This is a genomic window from Mesorhizobium sp. P2_C7 (assembly GCF_056404515.1).
Genome location: NZ_JBFUDW010000003.1, coordinates 88,833 through 111,701 on the forward strand (window position 1 = coordinate 88,833; position 22,869 = coordinate 111,701).

At 64.2% G+C, this 22,869-nt stretch carries 23 protein-coding genes; 12 read left to right on the forward strand and 11 right to left on the reverse strand.

Annotation, left to right across the window (positions count from 1 at the left end; genetic code table 11):
• Window positions 1-79 precede the first annotated feature (79 nt).
• The gene (locus AC1D2G_RS08125) at window positions 80-1,150 is read right to left on the reverse strand and encodes a phosphatase PAP2 family protein (RefSeq protein ID WP_095091321.1); all 1,071 of its coding nucleotides are present in this window, start codon (window positions 1,148-1,150) and stop codon (window positions 80-82) included.
• Between the two features lie 279 nt (window positions 1,151-1,429).
• A complete protein-coding gene (locus AC1D2G_RS08130; protein ID WP_457154611.1) occupies window positions 1,430-1,879 on the reverse strand; it encodes an ester cyclase in 450 nt (149 codons plus the stop codon).
• Window positions 1,880-2,130: 251 nt separating this feature from the next.
• On the opposite strand from AC1D2G_RS08130, the gene AC1D2G_RS08135 reads away from it, so the two are divergent.
• A complete protein-coding gene (locus AC1D2G_RS08135) occupies window positions 2,131-4,227 on the forward strand; it encodes an EAL domain-containing protein (protein ID WP_477413192.1) in 2,097 nt (698 codons plus the stop codon).
• A 77-nt stretch (window positions 4,228-4,304) separates the two neighbouring features.
• Here the strand turns inward: AC1D2G_RS08135 and AC1D2G_RS08140 are convergent, their stop codons facing one another.
• Entirely contained in the window at window positions 4,305-4,499 is a 195-nt protein-coding gene (locus AC1D2G_RS08140; protein WP_167392369.1) for a hypothetical protein, read from the reverse strand.
• A 187-nt stretch (window positions 4,500-4,686) separates the two neighbouring features.
• On the opposite strand from AC1D2G_RS08140, the gene AC1D2G_RS08145 reads away from it, so the two are divergent.
• Complete coding sequence (locus tag AC1D2G_RS08145) at window positions 4,687-5,409, forward strand: 3-keto-5-aminohexanoate cleavage protein (RefSeq protein WP_477413194.1); 723 nt, start codon at window positions 4,687-4,689, stop codon at window positions 5,407-5,409.
• 14 nt (window positions 5,410-5,423) lie between these two features.
• Here AC1D2G_RS08145 and AC1D2G_RS08150 read toward each other — a convergent pair whose 3' ends face one another.
• Both AC1D2G_RS08150 and AC1D2G_RS08155 read right to left on the reverse strand, forming a co-directional pair.
• Entirely contained in the window at window positions 5,424-6,938 is a 1,515-nt protein-coding gene (locus AC1D2G_RS08150; protein WP_477413196.1) for an AMP-binding protein, read from the reverse strand.
• A gap of 38 nt (window positions 6,939-6,976) precedes the next feature.
• Window positions 6,977-7,792 carry a p-hydroxycinnamoyl CoA hydratase/lyase gene (locus AC1D2G_RS08155; protein ID WP_477395997.1) on the reverse strand — a complete coding sequence of 272 codons (816 nt, stop codon included), beginning with the start codon at window positions 7,790-7,792 and terminating at the stop codon, window positions 6,977-6,979.
• Window positions 7,793-7,917: 125 nt separating this feature from the next.
• Here AC1D2G_RS08155 and AC1D2G_RS08160 point away from each other — a divergent pair, with 125 nt between their 5' ends.
• Window positions 7,918-8,388, forward strand: coding sequence for a MarR family winged helix-turn-helix transcriptional regulator (locus AC1D2G_RS08160; RefSeq protein ID WP_477413198.1), 471 nt, complete (start codon window positions 7,918-7,920; stop codon window positions 8,386-8,388).
• Here AC1D2G_RS08160 and AC1D2G_RS08165 read toward each other — a convergent pair.
• Window positions 8,385-9,068 carry a YoaK family protein gene (locus tag AC1D2G_RS08165; protein ID WP_477413200.1) on the reverse strand — a complete coding sequence of 228 codons (684 nt, stop codon included), beginning with the start codon at window positions 9,066-9,068 and terminating at the stop codon, window positions 8,385-8,387. The genes AC1D2G_RS08160 and AC1D2G_RS08165 overlap by 4 nt on opposite strands.
• Window positions 9,069-9,239: 171 nt before the next feature.
• Here AC1D2G_RS08165 and AC1D2G_RS08170 point away from each other — a divergent pair, with 171 nt between their 5' ends.
• A complete protein-coding gene (locus tag AC1D2G_RS08170; RefSeq protein WP_477413202.1) occupies window positions 9,240-9,794 on the forward strand; it encodes a cytochrome b in 555 nt (184 codons plus the stop codon).
• Between the two features lie 73 nt (window positions 9,795-9,867).
• Here the strand turns inward: AC1D2G_RS08170 and AC1D2G_RS08175 are convergent, their stop codons facing one another.
• Complete coding sequence (locus AC1D2G_RS08175) at window positions 9,868-10,863, reverse strand: ornithine cyclodeaminase family protein (RefSeq protein ID WP_477413204.1); 996 nt, start codon at window positions 10,861-10,863, stop codon at window positions 9,868-9,870.
• Window positions 10,864-10,995: 132 nt separating this feature from the next.
• Here AC1D2G_RS08175 and AC1D2G_RS08180 point away from each other — a divergent pair, with 132 nt between their 5' ends.
• The 4 genes from AC1D2G_RS08180 (at window position 10,996) to AC1D2G_RS08195 (ending at window position 13,858) form a co-directional block, all read left to right on the forward strand.
• Window positions 10,996-11,457, forward strand: coding sequence for an Lrp/AsnC ligand binding domain-containing protein (locus tag AC1D2G_RS08180; RefSeq protein WP_095091332.1), 462 nt, complete (start codon window positions 10,996-10,998; stop codon window positions 11,455-11,457).
• A gap of 130 nt (window positions 11,458-11,587) precedes the next feature.
• Window positions 11,588-12,292 carry an SDR family oxidoreductase gene (locus tag AC1D2G_RS08185; protein ID WP_477413206.1) on the forward strand — a complete coding sequence of 235 codons (705 nt, stop codon included), beginning with the start codon at window positions 11,588-11,590 and terminating at the stop codon, window positions 12,290-12,292.
• A 23-nt stretch (window positions 12,293-12,315) separates the two neighbouring features.
• Window positions 12,316-12,765, forward strand: a complete 450-nt coding sequence (locus AC1D2G_RS08190) for a hypothetical protein (RefSeq protein WP_477413208.1) — start codon at window positions 12,316-12,318, stop codon at window positions 12,763-12,765.
• A gap of 34 nt (window positions 12,766-12,799) precedes the next feature.
• The gene (locus AC1D2G_RS08195) at window positions 12,800-13,858 is read left to right on the forward strand and encodes a Gfo/Idh/MocA family protein (RefSeq protein WP_477413210.1); all 1,059 of its coding nucleotides are present in this window, start codon (window positions 12,800-12,802) and stop codon (window positions 13,856-13,858) included.
• Between the two features lie 86 nt (window positions 13,859-13,944).
• On the opposite strand, the gene AC1D2G_RS08200 is transcribed toward AC1D2G_RS08195, so the two are convergent.
• Together AC1D2G_RS08200 and AC1D2G_RS08205 are read right to left on the reverse strand one after the other, a co-directional pair.
• Window positions 13,945-16,353, reverse strand: coding sequence for a putative bifunctional diguanylate cyclase/phosphodiesterase (locus tag AC1D2G_RS08200; RefSeq protein WP_477413212.1), 2,409 nt, complete (start codon window positions 16,351-16,353; stop codon window positions 13,945-13,947).
• A 219-nt stretch (window positions 16,354-16,572) separates the two neighbouring features.
• Window positions 16,573-17,805, reverse strand: a complete 1,233-nt coding sequence (locus AC1D2G_RS08205; protein ID WP_477413604.1) for a cytochrome-c peroxidase — start codon at window positions 17,803-17,805, stop codon at window positions 16,573-16,575.
• Window positions 17,806-18,058: 253 nt separating this feature from the next.
• Between AC1D2G_RS08205 and AC1D2G_RS08210 the strand changes: the two genes are divergently transcribed.
• On the forward strand, window positions 18,059-19,597 hold the full coding sequence (locus AC1D2G_RS08210; protein WP_477413214.1) for an acid phosphatase: 1,539 nt from the start codon (window positions 18,059-18,061) through the stop codon (window positions 19,595-19,597).
• A gap of 38 nt (window positions 19,598-19,635) precedes the next feature.
• Here AC1D2G_RS08210 and AC1D2G_RS08215 read toward each other — a convergent pair whose 3' ends face one another.
• Window positions 19,636-20,115 carry an Lrp/AsnC family transcriptional regulator gene (locus AC1D2G_RS08215; protein ID WP_095091783.1) on the reverse strand — a complete coding sequence of 160 codons (480 nt, stop codon included), beginning with the start codon at window positions 20,113-20,115 and terminating at the stop codon, window positions 19,636-19,638.
• A gap of 108 nt (window positions 20,116-20,223) precedes the next feature.
• Here AC1D2G_RS08215 and AC1D2G_RS08220 point away from each other — a divergent pair, with 108 nt between their 5' ends.
• Window positions 20,224-20,763: an RBBP9/YdeN family alpha/beta hydrolase gene (locus AC1D2G_RS08220; RefSeq protein WP_477413216.1), complete on the forward strand. Its 540-nt coding sequence runs from the start codon at window positions 20,224-20,226 to the stop codon at window positions 20,761-20,763.
• 2 nt (window positions 20,764-20,765) lie between these two features.
• Here AC1D2G_RS08220 and AC1D2G_RS08225 read toward each other — a convergent pair whose 3' ends face one another.
• Window positions 20,766-21,362, reverse strand: coding sequence for a DUF922 domain-containing Zn-dependent protease (locus tag AC1D2G_RS08225; protein ID WP_245331366.1), 597 nt, complete (start codon window positions 21,360-21,362; stop codon window positions 20,766-20,768).
• 109 nt (window positions 21,363-21,471) lie between these two features.
• Here AC1D2G_RS08225 and AC1D2G_RS08230 point away from each other — a divergent pair, with 109 nt between their 5' ends.
• Both AC1D2G_RS08230 and AC1D2G_RS08235 read left to right on the forward strand, forming a co-directional pair.
• Window positions 21,472-21,960, forward strand: coding sequence for a hypothetical protein (locus tag AC1D2G_RS08230; protein ID WP_477413218.1), 489 nt, complete (start codon window positions 21,472-21,474; stop codon window positions 21,958-21,960).
• A gap of 123 nt (window positions 21,961-22,083) precedes the next feature.
• A complete protein-coding gene (locus tag AC1D2G_RS08235) occupies window positions 22,084-22,629 on the forward strand; it encodes an NADAR family protein (protein WP_477413605.1) in 546 nt (181 codons plus the stop codon).
• Window positions 22,630-22,869 lie beyond the last annotated feature (240 nt).

The following is a 22,869-nucleotide window of genomic DNA, read 5'->3' on the forward strand; positions in this document are numbered from 1 at the left end:
ATGGCCAGGCGGCGCAATGCCGCCTGGCCATTCGCCCGAGGCCTGTGGGGCGCGGCTGTCCGGCGTCAGCCAGGCCCGGTCATTGTGCTACCGGATCGGGGATCGCCGATCCCAGCTCGGCGATGTCCCGGCTCGTTTGCGGCAGGAGCAAACGCCCCGTCACATACCAGAGCAGGGAGACGACAAGGATCGAGAGGTAGCCATCCACGGCATAGTGCCAGCCGGTATAGACCGAGCCGAACAGGATGAAGGCCGCAAAGGACCAGCCGACGATGGCCCAGCGACGACCGAAACCGGTCAGGAAGAGCGCGTTGAGCGTAACGAAGGCGACATGCATGCTTGGCATGGCGGAGATGCCGCTGCCCAGCTCAGGACGTCCGCTCCTGTAGGCTGCAAGCAGATAGTTGGCATAGATATAAACCGGTGCGGCGGAGCCGTTCTCAGTCAGGGCGGTTCGCAGTCCGGCAAACCGGTCACCGCCGTAGAACTGGTCGTGGAATATCGGGCCGGCGGACGACAGCAAGGTCGCAAGAACGGTGCCGCACAGGATCGTGGTCAGCGCGAACGCCCATAGATAGCGCAAGCGCCTGACTGGATCGCGCCAGAAGGCGACGAACAGCAAAATGCCGAACCATTGGACATGCCAAACATATGCGTAGCCGGCGAAAATCACGGCCGAGAACGGTTCGGGAACGACGCTGTGCGCCCAAGTCCACGGATCGGTGCCATGCAGCCAAAGATCAAGCTCCACCAGGGCGCGGTCGGCGTAGAACGGCACGACGTCCGGGATGGCGACCTTCAGGGTGGTGAAGGCGGTGATGCCGAGATAGAACAAAACGATGACAGGTGTGGCTGCCAGCCAACTCTGGCTGAGCGTGTCGAGCATGTACCTGGTCGGGTTGCGCCTGGCAAATGTCAGCGCCGCCAGGCCGAGCCCAGCCGCCAGAAGCGTGGGCAACAACAAGACGAACGGCCTGGCATAGGAATGCGCCAGATGCAGATAGCGATCCGGCTCCAGGTAAAGAGCAGTCAGGGCATAGGTCAGACACAGGGCAGTCAGCAGCCAACCGCTCCTGGTTGCCGCGACGTCCAGGTCAAGAGGGGCGGACGAGCGGCTATTGCCGCCGCGCTGCCCGGTGTGCGCATTCATCGGAGGACATCCCGCCAGCTGCCCAGAAAATTGTTATGGAGTATTTCGCAGGCGATGTATTACCAACTGGTTACACTTGTATCCAAGTAAAATTTTATTCGTTACACAGTTATAATTCACAATTTTTTGGCAAGGATTCATTGACAACGATGTTGCGCCGCAACACACCTGCGTCATTCGCCGCCATCCGAGGCTTTCGACCGTTGCAGGCGGCCTTTCCATCAGGCTTCGGCCGCGATTGAACGTGGGGCCATCGCCTGGACGGCGATGGCCCAGCGATCAGGCGGCCTTGACCAGGCCGAGCTGGGTGAGGGCGGCGACGCCGTCGTCGAGGCCGATCTCCTCGACGATCCTGCCGTCGACCACTTTCAGCACGGTGGTGCCGGTGAAGCGCATGGTGCGGCCGGTAGCGGCCGGCAGCGAACCGACGAGGAAATCGTTGAACGCCGGGCCGGCATGAGTGCCGCCGCCCTCCCACTGGCCGACGACATAGTCGCCTTCGGCGATGAGCTCGGCGGTGGCCCAGAAATTGAGGTCCGGGAAAGCGGCGCGGAAGTCGGTCATGAAGGCCTTGATGTCGTCGCGGCCGCGGCGCGGCTCATGCAGCGAGTATTTCAGCAGCATGTCGGGTGCGGCGATGTCGTCGACCACCGACAGGTCGCAGGTTTCACCCCAGAAGTCGGTGAACCATCTGACGACGACGGCCTTGTTGTCTTCCTGTTTGGTCATTGGGAGGTCCTCTTCCTGTTTGTCTTGGGGATCACCGGCCTTCGCCGATGACCCTGGGCAAGCACTAGGACGATCCGTTGGGGGCAAAACTCCGGTTCTTGCCGGCCAATCGAAAGGCGGGAACGTGCCGGCAACGCTCACGCAAGCTGGCAACGCAGGATCGCCGCCCTGGGGCAGTCTTCCTTCGGTAACTGTTTCTTCTCTGGTTTTGCTGCAGATTGCCCCGCGGGTGGGGATGAGCGAAACAGACGATGACGCGTGAGGACAAGAAAAGTCGCAATGGAACGTTCTGGGCCAAGGCCCTGGAACGCGCCCATCTTGGCGTCTGGGACTGGGATCTTGCGACCGGCGACTGCTTTTATTCCGCGACCTGGGCGCGGATGCTGGGCTATGACGAAAGCGAACTTGCCAACACCAGCGACCTGTGGCTGCAACTGACCCATCCCGACGATCGCGAGCGGGCGCTGGCCAGCGGCGACCGCCACATTGCCGGACAGACCGACGCCATCGAGACCGAACTCAGGCTGAAGCACAAGCAAGGCCACTGGGTGTGGGTGCTCGATCGCGGTGGCATCGTCGAGCGCGACGCTTCCGGAAAGCCACTGCGGCTGATGGGCGTGCAGACCGACATCACCAAGCAGAAGGCGGCCGAAGCCGAGCTCGAAAAGGTCAATGTGCGCTTCCGCCTGGCGCTCGCCGCCAGCGGCACCGGCATCTGGCACTACGACATCGCCACCAACAAGAGCTATTGGGACACCCGCACCAGAGACATGTTCGGCCTCGTCGCCGACACCGACGAGGTGACGGCCGACCTTTGGCACAGCTATCTGCATCCCGAGGACAAGGAAGCCACCGAGCGCGCGCACCGGGCACCGATGGGAACGGACGCGGTCATCGCCAATCAATACCGTATCATCAGGCGCGACGGCGAGATCCGCCACATCGAATCGCTGGTCCGCTTCGTCGCCGCCGCGGGTGCTGCCGGCCAGATCCTCGGCACGGTGCGCGACATCACCGAGGAAAAGCTGCGCGAGCAGGAGCTCGCCTACGCGGCCCGCCATGACGCTCTGACCGGCCTGTGGAACCGCTCCGCCTTCGACCGGCTGCTCGCCGACCATATCGCGGCAGGTGCGCCGCTCGCCGTGTTCTATGTCGATCTCGACTACTTCAAGGCGCTCAACGATTTTGCCGGCCACGCCGCCGGCGACCTGGCGCTGAAGAGCGTTGCCGCCGGCATTCGTGCTTGTCTGCCGCCATCGGCGCACGCAGCGCGGCTGGGCGGCGACGAATTCGCGCTGGTGGTGCAGCATTGCGATGCCGTGCAGGCCGAGCGGATCGCCACCGCCGTGCTTGGCGCGGTGCGCGAAGCCGATCTCGGCCCGGCCGCATCGACGCGCAAGCTGGCGGCCTCGATCGGCATCGCCTTTGTCGATGATGCTAGCACCACGGTGGCCGACGCGCTGGCTTGCGCCGACGATGCCTGCTACGCAGCCAAGGCTGCCGGGCGAAACCGTTTCGCTGTGTTCTCCGTCAAGACGGCATCGGGGTCGGGCGGGCTGAATGCGGCGCGCATCGCCGCCGACACCGTCGATGCCATGGAAGACGGACGGCTGAAACTGTTCGGCCAGGAAATCCATCTGCTGGGCAGGCCCTGGGAAGAGAGCCGCCATGTCGAAGTGCTGGCGAGGCTCACCGCACGCAATGGCCGCCTGGTGTCGCCCGGCGAGTTCATTCCGGTGGCCGAGCGGTTCGGCATCGCTTCCAGGCTCGACCGCTGGATCATCCGCACCGCGCTGTCGCGGCACGGCGCGGCGTTGCGCTCGGGCGCGCTGACGCTCGGCTTCAACCTGTCGGCGCAGACGTTGAGCGATCCGCAATTGTGGGCGTTTGTCGACAGCGTCATCGAGGAGACCGGGGCGCCGCATTCGGGCATCGGCTTCGAGATTACCGAGACCGCCGCGGTCACGAATTTCGACGCCGCAGAACAATTCGTGCGCAAGGCGCGTGAGCGGCACTGCCGGGTCAGCCTCGACGATTTCGGCGCCGGCATGAGTTCGTTCGAATATCTCAGGCGTTTCCCCGTCGACACGATCAAGATCGACGGTTCCTTCATCGAGCACATCACGCAAAGCCGCTTCGACCGCGAGATCGTGCTGGCTATCACCAGCATTGCCCGCAGCCTGGGCTGCGCTGTGGTGGGCGAGAAGATCGAACGGCAGGACACGTTGACGATGCTGAGCGATATGGGCGTCGCCTTCGGCCAGGGGTTCTTGCTGCACCGGCCCGAACCGCTGGAGGCGATCGTTTCGCGCGCGACCAGGGTGGTGGCGGCCCGAAAGGCATCGTGATCCAGATATCCAGGTATATTGAGGTTCAGGTGTGTTGAGAATCAGGCCGGGCCAGCCGGCCTGAGTCTCAAAACATCTTATGCGGTTCGCCGCGCCGTCGATTGCGGAAATTCCAGCACTCCAGCCTCGGATGGCCTGTGCTGTGCCTCTGCCACCGTTTCGATCAACAGATCGAGGGCCTCACATGCCATGCGGCTCGTCTCGTCACTGCCTTGCAGATAGTGATAGGCGCGTTCGAGGTGGATGCGGGCCGCTGAAAAATCACTGGTCAATGGTCTCTCCATGATCCCGCCCCAATCTATCTTGGCGGGCCTGGCGGAATGCGGGGTAAATATCCACAGGCGGCTTTTATTCAAATGCCGCGAATGTTGCGCGCGCTGTCAGGAGCGAAGTCTCCAACTCTTTGCCGCGTCTTGCTGCGCGGCTAGACTGCGACCTCCCCTGTCCGAGGTGAGATCGATGATCGTCCAGGCCTGCATCAACGGCGCGCGCCCACGTGATTTCCACCCCGGGCTGCCGCTCGATGCACAGGCGATGGCGAGCGACGCGGTGGCCTGTGTCGCCGCCGGTGCGGCCGAATTGCACATCCATCCGCGCATTGACGAACGCGAAAGCCTGGCGGCGGTCAATGCCACTGTGCTGGCGGTGCGCCGGGCCTGCCCGGGCACGCTGATTGGCGTGTCGACCGGCGCCTGGATCGAGAACGATGTCGCGCGGACCCGCGCCGCGATCGGCGCTTGGCAGGAACTGCCCGACTATGCGTCGGTCAATTTGTCGGAGGCTGATGCGCCTGGGGTGATGGAGCTGCTGCGCCAGCGCGGCGTCGGCATCGAAGCGGGGCTTGCCACAACAGCCGATGCCGAACGTTTCGTCGGTCTTGCCGACCACGGCTGCGTGCTGCGCATCCTGATCGAGATCGACATCCAGGACCTGCCGGCTGCACTGGACGAGGCCCATGGCATCGCCACCGTGCTCGAGCGGGGCGGGGTGCGGCGGCCGATCCTGCTGCACGGCGTCGACGCCACGGTCTGGCCGTTCGTCGCGCTTGCGCATCGCAAGCGCTGGTCGACGCGGGTCGGTCTGGAGGACGGCAAGACGCTCGCCGATGGCAGCGTTGCCAGGGACAATGCGGAAATCGTTGCGGCGGCCGTGGCGACTTTTCGGTCCGCGCCTGCGGGCTGAAAAGGCGGTATGCCTCAGGCTTGCCCGCTGGTCGGTGATGTCCAGCCGCGTAAAATGTGTTTCTGGATCTTGCCGGATGCGGTGCGCGGCAGCGTATCGGTAAGCAAGAACTCCTTCGGCACCTTGTAGCGGGCGATGCGGGCGCCGCAGTGGCTTGCCAGATCGGCCGGGTCGACAACGCGACCGGGTTTGACCACCACGAAGGCGCGCCCGACTTCGCCCCAACGCTGGTCGGCGATGCCGATCACTGCCGCTTCGGCAATGTCGGGATGATCGAGCAGCGCCATCTCGACTTCGACCGGAAAGACGTTCTCGCCGCCAGAAATGAACATGTCCTTGCGCCGGTCGATGAGGGTGACGAAGCCTTCGCCGTCCTGCCGCGCGATGTCGCCGGTGCGGAACCAGCCATCGGCGGTGAAGGCGCGCGCCGTCTCTTCCGGCCGGTTCCAGTAGCCTGATGTGATGCCGGGGCCGGACAGCCAGATCTCGCCAGGTTCGCCGGCGGCCACGTCGCGGCCATCGTCGTCGACGATGCGCAGGCAGATCGCCGGCGCCGCAAGACCCGCCGAACCCGCCTTGCGTGCGATCCGGTCGGTCTCGACCGGCATGCCAAGCACGGTGCCGGCTTCGGTCATACCGAAGCCGTCGGCCATGCGCACACCTTGCGCCAGCCACCAGTTGATATCGGCGGCGGGGTTTGGCGCTCCACCGGTGAAGATGGCGGTGAGCGAAGTCCAGTTCGCAGGCGCAAAATCCGGATGGTCGCGCAGCATTCTGGCCATCTGCGGCACACAGAAATAGTGGGTGACGCCAAGCGCGGGATCGGCAAGGCGACGGTTGGTGAGGCCGGCATCGAAGCCGGGCGAGATCAGCACCGTGCCACCCTGAAGCAGAGGCGGCCGCAGGTTGGTGATGAGGCCGATGACATGGAACATCGGCGCGTCGCAGAGGAAGATGCTGGCGTTGCCGACCCGCCCCAGCACACCGAAATTGACCGCTGTGGCCAGGGCGTTGCGCTCGGTGACGATAACCCCTTTCGGCCGACCCGACGTGCCGGATGTGTAGAGGATGATCGACGGCGTATCGTCCGCCGGCAGCGGGCGGCGCGCTGCCGGCGCACGCGCCTCGACCGCCGCCGCGAAGGCCGCGACTTCGACCGGCCTGCAGCCTTTTGGCAGCGCCATATCGAGGGCTGAGTCATGCAACAGAAGGGCCGGATCGCAATCCTGGAGGATCGTCTTCTGCTCGGCGCTGGCAAGCCGCCAGTTGAGCGGCACGAAGATGGCGCCGAGCCGCATCGCGGCCTGCTGCAGGATCAAGAGATCGGCGCTGTTGCGGGCTATCGTCGCGATCCGTTGCCCAGCCGCGATGCCATGGCCGGCTTCGAGAACGCCGACCGCACGCTGGATGGCTTCGTCCAGCGCGAAATAGGTCCAGCGCCGGCCGGTGGCCAAGTCGACACAAGCGAGACGATCCGGCTGCGCTCTGGCGTGCAGGGACACGGGGTCTGAAGTCGTCCAGGCCGGCATCTGCGTCTCCTCCCCAGGATTGCCTGTGCTTTGCGGGATCACTTTGCCTTGTCGTAGGCGCCGAGACCCGGCTTGTAGCTCTTTTCGTCGATGAACTGGCGGATGCCTTCCTTGCGGCCCTCATTGTCGTGGGAATTGGCCGCCTCCTGGGCCCGCACGAGATAGTCCTCGGCATTGTCGTAGGTCATCTCGGCAACGCGGCGGATGGCGTCCTTGGTCGCCTTCAGGGCAATCGGGTTCTTCTTCAGCAAGAGCGTGGCGACCTCGGTGACACGTGCCTTCAGATCCGCCAGCGGCAGGCTTTCATTGACCAGTTTCCAGGCGGCGGCCTTCCTGCCGTCGATGAGCTCGCCGGTCAGCGCGTGGTACATGGCGTCGCGCATCGACAAGAGGTCGACCACCACCTTGGTGGCGCCGCCGCCCGGCAGGATGCCCCAGTTGATCTCTGACAGGGCGAACTGCGCCTCGTCGGCGGCGAAGGCGAGGTCGCAAGCGAAGAGCGGGCCATAGCCGCCGCCGAAGCACCAGCCGTTGACCATGGCGATGGTCGGCTTGCCGTACCAGCGCAGGCGCCGCCACCACCCGTACGCTTCGGACTGCGCCTTGCGGATGGCGCCTAGGCCCTTGGCCTCGGTCTCGCGGAAATACTCCTTGAGGTCCATGCCCGCCGACCAGGCGCTGCCTTCGCCCGACAGCACCAGCACCCCGACATCGTCGCGGAATTCCAACTCGTCTAGAACCTCCATCATTCGCCGGTTGAGCGCCGGGTTCATGCAATTGCGTTTGTCCGGACGGTTGAAGCGCACCCAGGCTATGCCGTTCTCGACATCGAAGGCAACGGTCTCATCGGTCATGGTCGGGTCCTCCTGTTTCGCCGCTGCATCGATGAAAATTGCTATGCAGCATAGCGATCATATTTGCTATGTCGCATAGTCTTTTTCGCTTGACAAGGTGCTTGATCGCGGCGATCGGTTGCAGCATGGACGAGGCTCACATCAGTAGCAGTGCGCCAGGCGCGACACCTGAAGACGTGCTCGACGCGCAGATCGGTTACAATCTCAAACGCGCCTCGGCCGTTGCGCTCAATGATTTCGCGGTCGAGCTGGCCGAGGCGGCGCTGCGCCCGGTCACCTATGGCATGCTGGCGCTTATCGACGAGAAGCCCGGCATCCGCGCCGCCGAGCTCTGCCGCCTGCTCGGCATGAAGAGCGCCAACATGGCACCGCTGCTTGCCGAACTGGAAGAGCGCGGGCTGGTCGAGCGCGACGACCATGCCGGCGACCGGCGCGTGCAGATGCTTGCCCTGACGCCGGCCGCCAGGGAGGCCATCCCCGGATGGCGGCAACAGGTTCGCCGGCACGAGGATCGGTTCCTGCAGCGGCTGACAAAAAAGGAGCGGGCAACGCTGCTGCGCCTGCTGCGCCTGATCTGGACGGATGAAGGGGGCTAGCTGGTTTCCCCGTCCGGCGCCGCAAGCTGCGACAGCAGGGCAAAGAGCGCAATCACCGGCGGTACGACGAAGCACCAGACATTGGCGAAGGCAAAGCCAAGTGCGGCTGCGGCGCAGCCGGCCGCGAACACGGCGACCGCCACCGACATGCGCCGCAGGCGGGCAATGAGGGCAGGGCGGGCCTCTGGCTTCACGCCGCCCAGAAGATCGCTGACGTCGATCATGATCTGGGTGGTGGTGCCGGTCATCAGCGTCGATGGCGGTGCGGCCGCGAGATGGACGCGGTGCACCGCGTTCTGGATCGCCATGGCGGCGACCAGCACCATGCCGGTGACGATTGCCGCCGCACCGTCACCGCTGGCGAAGGGGCCAAAGCGGATCGCCAGCGCAGCACCAGCAATCAGCAGCAAGAGCTTGGCCGTCAGCAGCGGCCCAAGCGCCTGCCGTCCCCGCCTGCGCAAGCGCTCGCCGGCCAGCCGGGTCAGAATGACGACGATGCAGAACACCGGCAACGCCAAAAGCTTGGCCAGCACGCCCGAGATGCCGAGCACCAGGGAGGCGCCCAGGGTGACGAAATTTCCCGTCACATGCGCCGTGAACAGGCCCTGCAGCGCCAGGAACCCGGCCGTATCGACATAGCCGCCATTGAGGCTCAACAGCAGCGGCAGTGTGGGTTTCATCGTTGCATCTCCTGGCCAGGCTTGGCGGTCAGCGTCTCATATCCCGGCGGAGCGTTCCACCTCCGCGCGGTGCCGTCGCCCGCGCGGCCCCAGCCGTCGCGAGGTCGCCGCCACATGAACGGCAAACTCGGATGTTCACTTGACGACAATTGTGTCCAACGGAGCTTTTGCATGTCGCTGTCCGGTACGACAACCCGCTACGGAAACCTTGCCCAGGCATTTCACTGGCTGACGGCACTGCTTGTGCTCATCGCCTTCCTGGTCTCCGAAGGTGGACCGCCGGCGCGGGTCTATTCTGAGGCCCGCGCCTCGACCCTGTTGCTTCACGAGTCACTCGGTTTCGCCGTTTTCTGGCTGCTGGTCGCGCGTCTGGTCTGGCGCCTGTTCGACAGCGTTCCGGATGCACCGCCGATGCCGGCATGGATGGACGTCGCCTCCAAGGTGACGCACTGGGCGCTCTATGCGCTTCTGTTCGCGGTTCCGGCGACCGCCATGCTCGGCGCATGGTTCGGCGGTCACCCGGTGACGGTCTACGGTGTCGGCGCCATCGGTCCGTTTTTCGACCCGTGGGGCGCCGGCGCATCGCTGGCGGACATCCACGGCACGCTTGGCGATATCATCCTCTGGCTCGCCGGCCTGCACGCCGCCGCGGCCATCTTCCATCACGTCTTCCTTGGCGATCGCCTGCTGAGCCAGATGCTGCCCGGCTTGCCCAAGGCGCGTTGATATTCAACCGGCCTGCCCATCGTACGGGCTATGAGAGGCAGCGCCGACTTAAACGATGAGCCCGGCCAGCCCGCTACAACGCAACAGCCCGACCCAATCCCCGCCGAACCGCTTCGCGATAGGCGAGGTCGGCCGCCACCATGTCTTCCATGGCAACGCCCATCGCCTTGTAGACGGTGACCTGCTCGGCGCTGACGCGTCCCGGCCGTAGACCGAGCAGCATTTCGCCGAGTTCGGTTCCGGTTTGCGGATCGAGACCGGCGAGCTCGCTGGAGCCGACCGGGGTCGGGGCGAAGGCTTCGCTTGTCTCGACGAACAGGCTTGCCCGCCTGATGAGGTCGACCGGCAGTTCGCCACCGGGCGGTGCGACGCCCACCGACGAGACATGGGTGCCGGGCCGCACCCAGTCGGCCGAGATGACCGGTGCGTAGGAATGCGTGGCCAGACAGACGACATCGGACGAGCGTACCGCGACTTCAAGATCGCTGACGGCGACGACGCCGGGATGCTGCGCGGCAAGCGCCTGCGCATCGGCGAATTCCTTCGAGACGACGCGGATCTCGGCGAAGTCGCGCACCAGCGGCAGAAGGTGCAAGTGCTGGCCGGCCTGCACGCCGGCGCCCACCACCGTCGCTACCTTGGCGTCGCGCCGGGCGAGTTCGCGAACCGACAGCACAGCCGAGCCGGAGGTACGCACGGCGGTGATGTAGGTGCCGTCCATGACGCAGACCGGCATGCCGGTCTGCGGGTCGAACAGATGGATGGTGGCGAGGTGGCTGGGGATGCCTTTGGCAATGTTGCCCTCGAAGACGTTGACGATCTTCACCGTCAGATGCATGCCCGCCGTCCAGGCCGGCATCGCCAGCGAATAGCCTGCAGCGGGGATGTCGAGCTGCGGCCGCGCCGGATTGACGACCTTGCCATCGGACAGCGCCTTGAAGCCGCCGGCCAGCGCCTCGAGAAGCTGGCGAAGGTCGATGCAGGTTTTCACCTCGGCTTCGCTCAAGAAGAGCACTGGTGTATCGCCCTTGGCCTGGGCGCTGCGGGAGATCGATAGGGCTGTTGTCATGGGATCCGCTTTCGTTGTCGGCTGGAGTGCACGGCAACGGTATTGCGATCTGGCGGCGTGATGAAATATGCTGTTTTTGCGATTTTGGCGTGACTATCACGCTAGTCCTGGCTCAAATGTGTGAATCCTGAAATGGACGATCTCGACCGTATCGATCGCTCGCTGCTGCGCTTGTTGCAGGAGGACGGCCGCCGCACGACGCTCGATCTGGCGCGGCGGGTCGGCCTGTCGCCGACAGGGGCGGCGCAGCGCGTCAAGCGGCTGTTCGCCGAAGGGTTCATCCGTGCGGTGCGTGCCATTCTGGACCCCGCCAGGATCGGGCAGGCACAGCTCGTGTTCATCGAGGTGCGGCTCGACCACACTGCGCCGCAAGTCTTCGACCGCTTCGCCGAGGCGGTGTTGCGGGCGCCGGAAATCATCGAATGCCACATGGTGGTCGGCGGTTTCGACTATCTGGTCAAGGCGCGCATCGCCGACATGGCGGTATTCCAGGATTTCCTGCAGCGGGTCATCCTGCCGCTGCCCGGCGTCCGGGAAACGCACACTTATGCCTCGATCGCCAATGTGAAGCCCGACGCCCTGCTGCCTGTCTGAACTCGCAGCGCCATGGGAGAGTTTTTCTGCATGCTGGTTCAGGCTTTCTGGTTCGAACTGGCTGACGAAACCGGCTATACACCGCCAACTGCCAAGGCTTCGCGCCCGCCAACCCAAGAAGGAAAATCAGATGAGTTCAGAAAAAATAGCTGTCGTCGTGGCTGGCGGCAGCGGCATGGGTGCGGCGGCGGCGAAGCGTCTGGCGGCGGATGGCTTCAACGTCGCCATCCTGTCGTCGTCCGGCAAGGGCGAGGCGCTGGCCAAGGAGCTTGGCGGGCTCGGCGTCACCGGCTCCAACCAGTCGAATGACGATCTGCAACGCCTCGTCGACCTGACGCTGGAGCGCTATGGCCGCATCGACGTGCTGGTCAACAGCGGCGGCCATGGGCCGCGCGCGCCGATCCTCGAGATCACGGACGAGCAATGGCACACCGGCATGGATGTCTATCTGCTGAACGTCATCCGGCCGGTGCGCATCGTGGCACCGCAGATGGTCAAGCAGAAGGGCGGCGCCATCATCAACATCTCGACCGCCTGGGTGGTCGAGCCGAGCCCGATGTTTCCGACCTCGGCGGTGTTCCGGGCCGGGCTTGCCGCCTACACCAAGATCTTCGCCAACACCTATGCACCAGACAATGTGCGCATGAACAACGTGCTGCCCGGCTGGATCGACAGCCTGCCGGCCACCGAGGAGCGCCGCGACAGCGTGCCGATGCAGCGCTACGGCACCTCGGAAGAGGTCGCCGCGACCATCGCCTTCCTGGCGTCCGACGGCGCCGGCTACATCACCGGCCAGAACATCCGCGTCGACGGCGGCATCATCCGCGCTATCTGAGGCGCCGACCGGGAGGAGGAGCCATGTCAGATAATTTTCTGCGCCTTGTGCCTCATGATCCGCACTGGCACCCCGACGAGCCGGCTGCCGCCGCGGCCGTGAATGTCGCGCGCGGACTGTTCCCGCAGGCTGAGCATGTCGCCGTCGAATCCGAAGAGGGGGTGACGTTTTTCGACGCCGGAGCAAATACGGAAAGCGTCCATTGCCCGTTCTGCGGCGGCGACATCGAGGAATGGTGGGGCGGTGCCATGGACCAGGCCTTCGCGGCAGGCTTCGCCGACCTGTCCGTCACCACGCCGTGCTGCCATAAGCCCGCGTCGCTGAACGATCTGCGCTACGTCTGGCCGGCGGCGTTCGGTGTCTGCGCGTTGACGGTCGTCAATCCGGGAGTGACCTCCTTGGCCAGCGAGCAGTTGCGGGCGATCGAGCAAGCCATGCGTTCGCCGCTGAAGGCGATCTGGCAGCGCCTCTGAGACGTCGGATTCTGAATATTCCAAGGAGCAAGAAATGCGGCTTTTGATACTCGGCACCGGCTGGATGGCGCAGGAACATGCAAGGCGGTTCGGCGCCATCGAGGGCGTGGACATCGTTGGTGCCGTCGATGTCGATGCGGCGCGCGTCGGCGAATTCGCCGACGGCTTCAACATCCCCAACCGCTTCACCTCACTGGAGGAGGTGCTGAAATGGGGCGGCTTCGATGCGGTGGCCAATGTCACGCCGGACCGCATTCATCATCCGACCACCATGGCGCTGATCGCCGCCGGCAAGCCGGTGCTGTGCGAGAAGCCGCTGGCCGAGAACTACGGCAAGGCCACCGAGATGGCCGATGCCGCCGAGGCTGCCGGCATCGTCAACATGGTGAACCTCACCTATCGCAATGTCGCGGCGCTGCAGAAGGCCCGCCAGATGGTGCAAGCGGGCGAAATCGGCACGGTCAGACATGTCGAAGCGTCCTATCTGCAAAGCTGGCTGGTGTCGAAATTCTGGGGCGACTGGCACACCGATCCGAAATGGCTCTGGCGACTGTCGCGAGGCCATGGCTCGAATGGCGTGCTCGGTGATGTCGGCATCCACATCCTCGATTTCGCCAGCTATGGTGCCGCTCTCGACATCGACCATGTCTTCTGCCGGCTGCGCGCCTTCGACAAGGCGCCCGGCAATCGCATCGGCGACTACGAACTCGACGCCAATGACAGCTTCGCCATGACGCTGGATTTTTCCAACGGCGCCTTCGGCGTGGTGCATGCCAGCCGCTGGGCGACCGGCCATCTCAACGAACTGCGCCTGCGCATCTATGGCGACAAGGGCGGCATCGAGGTGGTGCACAATCTCGACGGCTCGCTGCTCAAGGCCTGCGTCGGCGACAATGTCGAGAACGCCAAATGGGAAGAGCTCGACGCCGGCTCGGTGCCAACCAACTACCAGCGTTTCGTCGACGCCGTCACCAGCGGGGTGCAGAGCGAGCCCAGCTTCCGCCACGCCGCCGGCCTGCAAAAGGTGCTCGACCTCGCCGTGGTGTCGGACGAGAAGCGGGCGGAGTTGAAGGCAAATGCCGACACGCAATAAAGTTTGTTGATATTCAGGTGATGCCGGCCTGCAAACGACGGTTCCCTGCGCTGCCGGTGCTCACGTACTTGCCCCGTTGGTGCTGCTTATGCGGTCAAGGCATCTTGCAGTTCGGGCTGTTCGAAAAACGAATGAAGCTCGGATGCCGGCATTGGACGGCCAAAGAGCCAGCCCTGGACATCCGTGCAGCCATTCTCCCTGACCAGCCTGAACTGGTCCTCGGTCTCGACGCCTTCCGCGGTCGTGGTCATGCCTAGCGTTGCGCCGAGTTCGGCGACGGCCTTGACGATTGCCCGGCTTTCGCCGCTCTCGCACATCAGGCTGACGAAGCTGCGATCGATCTTGATGCGGTTGAACGGGAACGACCTGAGATAGCTCAGCGAGGAATAGCCGGTGCCGAAATCGTCCATGGCGATGCTGATGCCGAGGTCGCGCAGGCTGTACAGCGTGTTTATGGTGTTTTCATTGTGCGCCAGCAGCACCGATTCGGTGATCTCCAACTCGAGCCGTGACGGCAGCAGGTTCGAAGCCGCGAGCGCCGCGGCAACCTGAAGCGGCAGCCCCTGCTGTTTGAACTGGGCGGGCGAGAGATTGACCGCGACCTTGACGGGGAGGGGCCATTTGGCGGCGTCGGCGCAAGCCCGCTGCATGATCCACTCGCCAAGCGTGTCGATGACGCCCGTCTCCTCGGCCATCGGGATGAATTCCGCCGGCGGCAGCAGGCCGAGGCGCGGATGGTTCCATCGCACCAGGGCTTCGAAGCCGGTGAGTTTCGAGGTCTTGGCGTCGTGCAGCGGTTGATAGTACACGACGAACTGCTCGTTTGTGACGCCGAGAGCCAGTTCGGATTCGAGTTGGCGCCGCTCCTGCAGTCTTGCGTCCATTCCCGGCTCGAACGACCTGCAGGTCCCGCGGCCTTCCATCTTGGCTTTGTACAACGCCAGGTCGGCATTGCGGATGAGGATTTCCGAACTTTGTCCGTCGTCCGGGAAGACAGCGATGCCGATGCTGCTGCCGATGTTGATCTTGTGGCCCTGTATCAAGAATTCGCCGGCCAGGGCATGAATGACCCGGCTCGCCAGCACACCCGCCTCTTCGTCGCCATCGATCAGGAGCTGGAGGATGACGAACTCGTCTCCCCCGGTTCGCGCGACCATGGCGGTTTCGCCCGCCTGCTGCTTCAGGCGCCTCGCCACCGCACCGAGAACCTCATCGCCGATCGGATGGCCGAGGGTGTCATTGACCGGTTTGAAACGGTCGAGATCGACGCAATGGACGGCCAGCTTCTCGCCGTCCCTGAGGCTTCTCAGCGCCTCGTCCATCGTGTCGGCCAGGAGGCCCCGGTTGGGCAGGCCGGTGAGAATGTCATGCGTGGCAAGGTGTTGGATCTCGGCGGTGCGTTCCTCGACCCGCCGCTCCAAAGTCTCGGCGGCATTGGTCTGCATCATCATCGTGCGTCCGATCGCATACCAGCAGGCCAGCGCCAGCAGCGTGACCACCGCGACCGCCGCATAACCAGCCAGTTCGAATTGCCGCACCGACAGGGCGTCCATGTTGCTGTCGTATCTGCTGTTGGGGAAACCGGCCCAGAGACGCCAGGCGCTTCTGGGATCGTTGAGCGAGAGCGGGATGACTTCGGAATAGATCAGATTGGGGTCGGCCGCCGTGAAGGCACGGGAATCCGCCGCCAGGGCCGTCGACATCTTGTGCTGGTCGGATTCAAATCCGTAGCCTGAATTGACGATGACATAGTCGCTGCTCGGCAACAGTTTTCTCAGTGCCGAGGTGAGCATGATTGCCGAGACGGAGCCGCGCAGGCTGCCATCCTGGCCGAAGACCGGGACCGAAAGGATGAAACCGGAGCGATCCGCGTCATTGCCGGTGTGGATGAAATCGGTGTTGTCGCAGGTGATGAGCTCCTTGGTGCCGATGATCGGCACATTCAGCCCGTCAATGGCGCTCGAATTCGGATAGTTCGCCTTCAGCCAGGCGAGCTGTTTGGCCAGTTCCTGGTACTCATAGGTTTCGACCTCTTCGGCGGGCCGGGTCAGCGCGTTCTCGTCAAGCTTTGCGGACTTTGCGGCTGCTGCGTCGGACCGCGCCCTGGCATTCACGATCAGCTGGTCGAACTGGAGGATCGGCTCCTCGAGCTTTCCGGTCACCGCATCGAAGCGGTCGGGGTCGAAATCCAGCGGCAGGAAGTAGACCTCGGAAATGGAGACGTTGTTGGCGAGGTTGTTGTAGATCTGCTGGATTGTCGCGCGGCCCTCGTCGCCGAGGTTCGTGCCATGCCGGTCGAGGTTTCGGACGCTTGGCAGGTAGCTCAGCGTTCGCACATTCTCGTAGACGGCCCGCAAGGCGTCTTCGACCGTCTTGGCGGTTGTCCGGGCTGCCGCCTGGGAGTTCTCGATGTAGCGTTCCTTGGCAAGCGCGAAGTTCCGCTGGGCGTCGATATGCAAGGCCGCCAGCATCGCTGCGCCGGTCACAAGGATCACAACAAATCCGACTGCTCGCCAGAATGCGTTCATCGGCGTCCCACCATCAATTGGTAAGGGATACCCCAGAGCAGTTTAGGAAGCGCTAATGAGTAAGCGCCAATAACCAATGCCCTTCCTTGCGGCCCCGGTGCCCCCGCACACCAAATCCGGCAAGATCCGGAAGCCTGTTTTGTGGGTGCGAGAAAGCGGGATTGGGCATGCGCAAGGTCCAGGTAATCAGTTCGCCGGTACCGCCCCGGCCTGCTGATCGGCATCGGTCAGCGTTTGCAGGAAGGCGACGATGTCGTCGATTTCGGGGTCGGTCAGTGCCGGTTTGTCGCCGGGCTTCTTGCCGAAGGGCGGGTCTTGGTTGAGGTTGGCCCAGTAAGCCTTTGGCAAATCGTCATTTTGCCGGATCGTGCCGTCGGCATTCTTGGGATACCAATGGCCGGGATCGCTGTCGCGGCTGGCATAGAAGGCAACCGCGTCGCGCAGCGTGTGGAAGTAGCCGTTGTGGAAGAAGCTTCTGCGCAGCGCGACGTTGCGCAGTGTCGGCGTGCGAAACAGGCCGCAATACTCAGCCCGGCCATGGAGGTCGGTCCTGACCGGCCCGCACAGGCCGAGATCGAAATAGGCGGGGTCGGCATTGGCAGGGATGGCCGGGTTGCGCGGCACGGCGACGGCGATCAGGCCGAAATCGGTGAATTGCGGCGGCTCGCCGTCATTGGCGGGTTCGCTCAGGTGGCAACTGGCGCAATTGCCCTTGGTTTCGTCCTCGAACAGCGCGCGCCCGCGCAATTCCTGCGCTGACAGCGTCGCCTTGCCGGCGAGGAAGGCGTCGTAGCGGCTGGAATAGGGGTAGAAGTCGGTGCTGCTCTGCTCGAAAGTGCCGAGCGCCTCGGCAGCGGCCTCGAAGGCGTCGTCCGGGTGGTCGAACACGGTGTCGCCGAAGGCGGCCTTGAATTCATCGGCATAGCTGGACTTTCGCAGTCCGGCGGTGACGGCGGCGGCATCCTTGTTGGCCATCTCGAATGGCGACAGCAGCGGGATCTTGGCCTGGTCGCGGCCGCGGTCGGCGCGGCCGTCCCAGGTCAGGCCGCCGGTTGGGCCGTTGTCGACGCTTTCGTCGCCTTCATCCTCGGAATCGTAGAAATGCTCCGTGAAGGCTGGCACCGCCTGAAGGTAGCGAAGTGACGGCACGGCGCGCAGTCCGGGCTGGTCCAGCTTCGGACCGCCCATCTCGACCGGTGCCGCCGAGGCCGGACCGAAGGCATGGTGCGGATCATGGCAGGACGAGCAGGATTGTTTGCCTGAAGCCGACAGCGACGGGTCGAAGAACATCTTTCGGCCAAGCGCTGCCAGCGCCTGCGCCCGCGCGAAGGCATCCGCGCGCGACATCGGTCCGGGATGGACACTGCCGCTACCGGCGCTGACGGCGTTGCCGGGCAGGATGGTGGCGAGGCCAAACATCGATGCCGCGGCGGTCGCGATCATCAAGCCTTTCCATCGTCTTGCGGTCATAAGGTTCAGTCCGATTTGTTCCGCAATTAGGTCCGCACTGCAACGGATTGATGACCGGTCCACCCGCTCACGCAACCGTGTTCGGATGGGCGATAAATGTCACAAAGGTGACAAAGCATCGACCTAGCGTCCGAAGCCATGGCTCGTCGCCCCCAAGCCATGCACTGCCCTCTAGCCATCACCCTAGCCATGAGGACCTCCCATGACGCGGTTCACGCTTTTCACCTCGCTTTGCCTGGCCGGCACGGCGCTGGCCTCGATTCCGGCTACAGCCAACGCAGCCCCTCCCGGCTTCGACAAGATAGACACCGTCGTCGTCATCTATGCCGAAAACCGCAGCTTCGATAATCTCTATGGCGGCTTCCCCGGCGCCAACGGACTGGCCAACCTTTCGGCCGGCCAGGTGCGCCAGCTCGACCGCGACGGCAAGCCGCTGAGCGAACTGCCGCCGGCCTGGGGCGGCCTGACCGCCAAGGGCGTGACGCCGCCGGTGACCGAGGCGCAGACGGCCCATCTCAGCAATGCCAGCTTCGCCATCGACGACGCCAGCGGCTTCAACGAGAAGACCTCCGTCATCACGCGCGACCTCTGGCACCGCTTCTATCAGGAGCAGATGCAGATCGACGGCGGGAAGAACGACAAGTTCGTCGCATGGGCCGATTCCGGCGGCCTGGTGATGGGTCACTATGACGGCTCGGTGCTGCCGATGTGGGCGGTGGCGAAGAAATACGTTTTGGCCGACAATTTCTTCCAGGGCGCCTTCGGCGGCTCCTTCCTCAACCATATCATGCTCGCCTGCGCCTGCGTTCCGGTCTATCCAAATGCCGACACCAGCCCGGTCAAGGGGCAGATCGCCGTGGTCGAGGCCGATGGCACGACGCTGAAGGTCGCCGACAATTCGCCGGCCTCGGCCCTCGGCGGGGCGCCGAAATTTGTCAATGACGGCGCCATCACGCCAGACTTCCACGCCGTCAACACCATGCAGCCGCCCTATCAGCCGAGCGCCAACAAGCCGGCCGAAGGCGGCGACAAGGCACTGGCCGATCCGGCGCAGCCGACCACGCTGCCGCCGCAGCACGAGATCACCATAGGCGATCTGTTGTCGCTGAAGGGCGTCAGCTGGGCCTGGTATTCCGGCGCCTGGCAGGCAACGCTCGACGGCAAGAATGCGACGCCGGTGCCGAACTTCCAGTACCATCACCAGCCATTCAACTATTTCGCCGCTTACGCGCCCGGCACGGCCGCGCGGGCCGAACATCTCAGGGATGGCGGCCTCGACGGGACCGAATTCATCAAGGCGATCGACGACGGCAAGCTGCCGGCGGTGAGTTTTTACAAGCCGCAAGGCAATCTCAACGAGCATGGCGGCTACGCCGATGTGGCGAGCGGCGACCAGCATCTCGCCGACGTCGTCTCGCATCTGGAGAAGAGCCCGCAATGGAGCCATATGCTGGTGGTCGTCACCTATGACGAGAATGGCGGTTTCTGGGACCATGTCGCGCCGCCGAAGGCCGACCGTTGGGGGCCGGGCAACCGCATCCCCGCCTTCATCATCTCGCCCTATGCGAAGATGGGTACTGTCGACCACACCCAATACGACACGACGTCGATCCTGCGCTTCATCACCGCGCGTTACGATTTGCCGGTGCTGCCCGGCATCGTCGCCCGCGACAAGGCGCTGCGCAACAACGACCAGCCGCCGATGGGCGATTTGAGCGCGGCGCTCGATCTCAGCCGCTAGGGCAACTCAAGACCTCGGTGCGGCGAGCCCCCTTTGCTCTAGCCGCCTGATCTCCGGATCAGGTCGCGGCCGATCGGCTTCGGCGCCTCGCTGCGCAGCACCAGCGCCGTGGTGACCGCGCCGTGGCGGGCCACCGCGTCGACGATGGTTTCAAGCTGCGCCGGCGAGGGGACGACCACTTTCAGGATGAAGCAGTCTTCGCCGGTCAGCCGGTGCACCTCGGTAATCTGCGGCATCTCGGCGAACTGCTTCAGGCAGGGCCGGATGTGCTCATGCGTGGTGCGCACCCGGATGATCGCCATCATGCCGAGGCCAAGTGCGGCGGGATCGATCACCGCGGTGTAGCCGGCAATGACGCCGCGCTCCTCCAGCCGTTTCACCCGCTCGGAGGTCGCCGGCTGCGACAGGCCGACCCGGCGGCCAAGCTCGGACATGCCGATGCGGCCGTTTTCCTGCATGGCTTCGACAATGGCGATGTCGGTCGGGTCGAGCGGCGCGCGCTCATCGTTGTTTTTCATGATCACCTTGAATCCATCGGACAAGCCGTGACTTTTCCGATGATTTCCCATTTCCGGGGCCCTGGCAAGACACCACCATGCTCCTTCAATAGATAGGAGCAAGGCGACATGACGCATTTCATCATCCTGCCCGGCAGCGGCGGTTCGGGTCCAGCCCACTGGCAATCGCGCTGGGAAAGCGCCAATCCGGCGATGCGGCGGTTCCAGCCCTCCAGCTGGGACCTGCCGGATTTCACCGACTGGCTGGCAGCGCTCGAGGCTGCCGTGATCGAGGCGCCGGAGCCGCCGGTCCTGGTCGCGCACAGCCTGTCCTGCCTGCTGATCGCGCATTGGCAGAAGATCTCGCGGCGCCCGGTCCAGGCGGCCTTGCTGGTCGGTGTTCCCGATCCGACGGCGGTCGTGTTCCCGGCTTACGGGATGGCCTTTGCCAAAATTCCCGAGGGCCGGCTGCGGTTTGCCTCGCTGGTGGTGACCAGCACCAACGATCCCTATGGCGCTGCGGACTATGCCGAGGCGAGGGCGAAGCAGTGGGGCAGCGGCCTTGCCGTCATCGGCGCGTTCGGCCACATCAATGCGCAGAGTGGTCTGGGCGACTGGCCGGAAGGTTTTGCGCTTCTCGACGGTCTGGTTTCGGAGGCTCGAGGCTAGCTTCAGCCGCCGTTGACCAGGGCAAGGATGAGTTTTTGCAGATTGCCGCCCTGGCCGAGTTCGATGCGGTCGAAATCGCGGCTCGCCTGTCGCTGTGCCTGAGACAGTCCGGACAGGCGCTTCGTCATCTCGGCGCGGATCTTGCTGCATTTGGGGTCGTCGGCGACGCTGAGGCCGACGGTCGCCGCTTCGATCTTGCGCACCATGTCGACAATGGTTGCGCCGTGGACCTTCTCATGGGCGCTGACGCCGGCAATGAAAACCTCCCAATTCTTCTGGATTGCTGGCGGCAGTGGCGAGGAGGGGCTGGGCAAGGTGTAGGTGATGATGAGCTTCGGCCGTGCCGAGACCAGCACGCAGGCTCCCGCTCGCGCCTGATAGTCCCTGGTCCAGGTCAGCTTGAAATTGGTGTGGGCGATGGCGCGGGCAATGCCGACCTTCGGTCCGTTGTCGCCGATCGAGCGGTAGAGCTCCGGCCCGGACTGGCCTGATATGGCGTAGGTTTCGACCTTCTCGACCGGCTTCCAGTCGGCATGGGCGGCGAGCGGCAAGCCCAACAGGGCGGCCAGCGACAGGCACAGACGAACACAGGCTCTCAACACCGCTCTCCGCACAATCAGGATGGCACGCCGCGACGGGCTATGCCACGGAACCGCTTTTCCTATAGAATGCCGATGGGTGCGGCCGCAAATGCCTGAGGGGGAAGTCATGAGATATCTGATCGTCGCGGGTATGGTGGCGGTGTTGCAGGCCGTACAGCCGGCGTTGGCCGCGTCCTGCGGCGGCTGGAGCGCTGAGATGGAGGAGGACGAGGGCGGCAGCGTGCTGACCGCCTCGGTCTGCGGCGGGCCGAAAGGCGATGCGCATCTGATGCTGGCCTGTTTCGACACGCCGGTGCTGAGCTACGACCTCGGCGCCACCGGCCAGCAACTGGAGCCGGGCATCAGCGGCGCGTTCGACTTCAAGGCCGACGGCAAGACGGTGACGAAGACCCTGCAGCTCGAAGCCATGTACAACTACTTCGTGGTGAACCTGGCCAAAGCCGATCCGCTGCTGGATCTGCTGCGCGGGAAAGGCGATGTGCAGGTCAGCGCCGCAAAATACGGCGAGAGCAGTTTCTCGCTGAAGGGCTCGAGCGCGGCCATCGGCAAGGTGCTGGCGCAGTGCGGCAAGGCTAAGGCTGGGGATGCGGATTGATTTGCCTGCCGGGTTCGTGGAGCCTGGTCGCTGAACCTCAAACACTGGCGCTGCCGAACGTGCAACACACGCCGACGCTATCGGTATTGACAAGCCGGCCTCTGGCTCTGTTCTTTCATGCCCATGATTTACGATCGCTCCCGGCTCGAGGAAGCCTTCCGTTCCAAGTCCCGGCTCAAATTCCTGTTCTTCTGGGGGCATCAGCCGTCCAGGGACGGCCGCATCAGCGCGTCCTGCTTCAGCCAGTGGTGGCATGCCTCGTTCACGGTGGCTGGACGCAGCTATCCGACAGCTGAACATTGGATGATGGCCGAGAAGGCGAGGCTGTTCGGCGATGACGAGACGGCGGCGCAGATCGTGCGCGCGGGAAGCCCGAAGCAGGCGAAGCAGCTCGGTCGCCAGGTGCGCGGCTTCGACGAAGGCAGATGGGACGCGGAGAAGCGGCGCATTGTGGGCGAGGGGAGCTTTGAGAAATTCCGGCAGAATGCGGCCCTGCGCGAATATTTGCTGTCGACCGGTGAGCAGATCCTGGTTGAAGCGAGCCCCATGGACCGGGTGTGGGGCATTGGGCTTGCCGCCGATGACGAGAAAGCAGCCAACCCGCTTTTGTGGCGCGGGGAGAACCTGCTGGGGTTCGCCCTGATGCAGGCGCGCAATCGCCTGCGGTAAGTATTGGCCTAGCAACCTCCGCTATCTCGAAGGGCGCGAGGCTGATGTATGAGGGTGATCTGCAGCCTGCAAAGTTAGTGCTGCCCCTCATTGTCCTGCCGGACATTTCTCCCCGTATAGTGACGGGGAGAAAGGGGCAGCTTCAACGCCGGCGCTTTTTCTGCAACGCTGGCAGATGGCGAAATCATCGGTGACTGGGTCCTTCTCCCCGTCACTATACGGGGAGAAGATGCCGGCAGG

Coding starts and splice junctions, on each gene's coding strand:
- AC1D2G_RS08235 (WP_477413605.1), top strand. CDS start 22,084: ATGATTTACGATCGCTCCCGGCTCGAGGAAGCCTTCCGTTCCAAGTCC.
- AC1D2G_RS08190 (WP_477413208.1), top strand. CDS start 12,316: ATGTCAGATAATTTTCTGCGCCTTGTGCCTCATGATCCGCACTGGCAC.
- AC1D2G_RS08155 (WP_477395997.1), bottom strand. CDS start 7,792: ATGACCGATGAGACCGTTGCCTTCGATGTCGAGAACGGCATAGCCTGG.
- AC1D2G_RS08135 (WP_477413192.1), top strand. CDS start 2,131: ATGACGCGTGAGGACAAGAAAAGTCGCAATGGAACGTTCTGGGCCAAG.
- AC1D2G_RS08130 (WP_457154611.1), bottom strand. CDS start 1,879: ATGACCAAACAGGAAGACAACAAGGCCGTCGTCGTCAGATGGTTCACC.
- AC1D2G_RS08220 (WP_477413216.1), top strand. CDS start 20,224: ATGACGCATTTCATCATCCTGCCCGGCAGCGGCGGTTCGGGTCCAGCC.
- AC1D2G_RS08185 (WP_477413206.1), top strand. CDS start 11,588: ATGAGTTCAGAAAAAATAGCTGTCGTCGTGGCTGGCGGCAGCGGCATG.
- AC1D2G_RS08215 (WP_095091783.1), bottom strand. CDS start 20,115: ATGAAAAACAACGATGAGCGCGCGCCGCTCGACCCGACCGACATCGCC.
- AC1D2G_RS08150 (WP_477413196.1), bottom strand. CDS start 6,938: ATGCCGGCCTGGACGACTTCAGACCCCGTGTCCCTGCACGCCAGAGCG.
- AC1D2G_RS08145 (WP_477413194.1), top strand. CDS start 4,687: ATGATCGTCCAGGCCTGCATCAACGGCGCGCGCCCACGTGATTTCCAC.
- AC1D2G_RS08125 (WP_095091321.1), bottom strand. CDS start 1,150: ATGAATGCGCACACCGGGCAGCGCGGCGGCAATAGCCGCTCGTCCGCC.
- AC1D2G_RS08230 (WP_477413218.1), top strand. CDS start 21,472: ATGAGATATCTGATCGTCGCGGGTATGGTGGCGGTGTTGCAGGCCGTA.
- AC1D2G_RS08175 (WP_477413204.1), bottom strand. CDS start 10,863: ATGACAACAGCCCTATCGATCTCCCGCAGCGCCCAGGCCAAGGGCGAT.
- AC1D2G_RS08165 (WP_477413200.1), bottom strand. CDS start 9,068: ATGAAACCCACACTGCCGCTGCTGTTGAGCCTCAATGGCGGCTATGTC.
- AC1D2G_RS08210 (WP_477413214.1), top strand. CDS start 18,059: ATGACGCGGTTCACGCTTTTCACCTCGCTTTGCCTGGCCGGCACGGCG.
- AC1D2G_RS08180 (WP_095091332.1), top strand. CDS start 10,996: ATGGACGATCTCGACCGTATCGATCGCTCGCTGCTGCGCTTGTTGCAG.
- AC1D2G_RS08195 (WP_477413210.1), top strand. CDS start 12,800: ATGCGGCTTTTGATACTCGGCACCGGCTGGATGGCGCAGGAACATGCA.
- AC1D2G_RS08160 (WP_477413198.1), top strand. CDS start 7,918: ATGGACGAGGCTCACATCAGTAGCAGTGCGCCAGGCGCGACACCTGAA.
- AC1D2G_RS08205 (WP_477413604.1), bottom strand. CDS start 17,805: ATGTTTGGCCTCGCCACCATCCTGCCCGGCAACGCCGTCAGCGCCGGT.
- AC1D2G_RS08170 (WP_477413202.1), top strand. CDS start 9,240: ATGTCGCTGTCCGGTACGACAACCCGCTACGGAAACCTTGCCCAGGCA.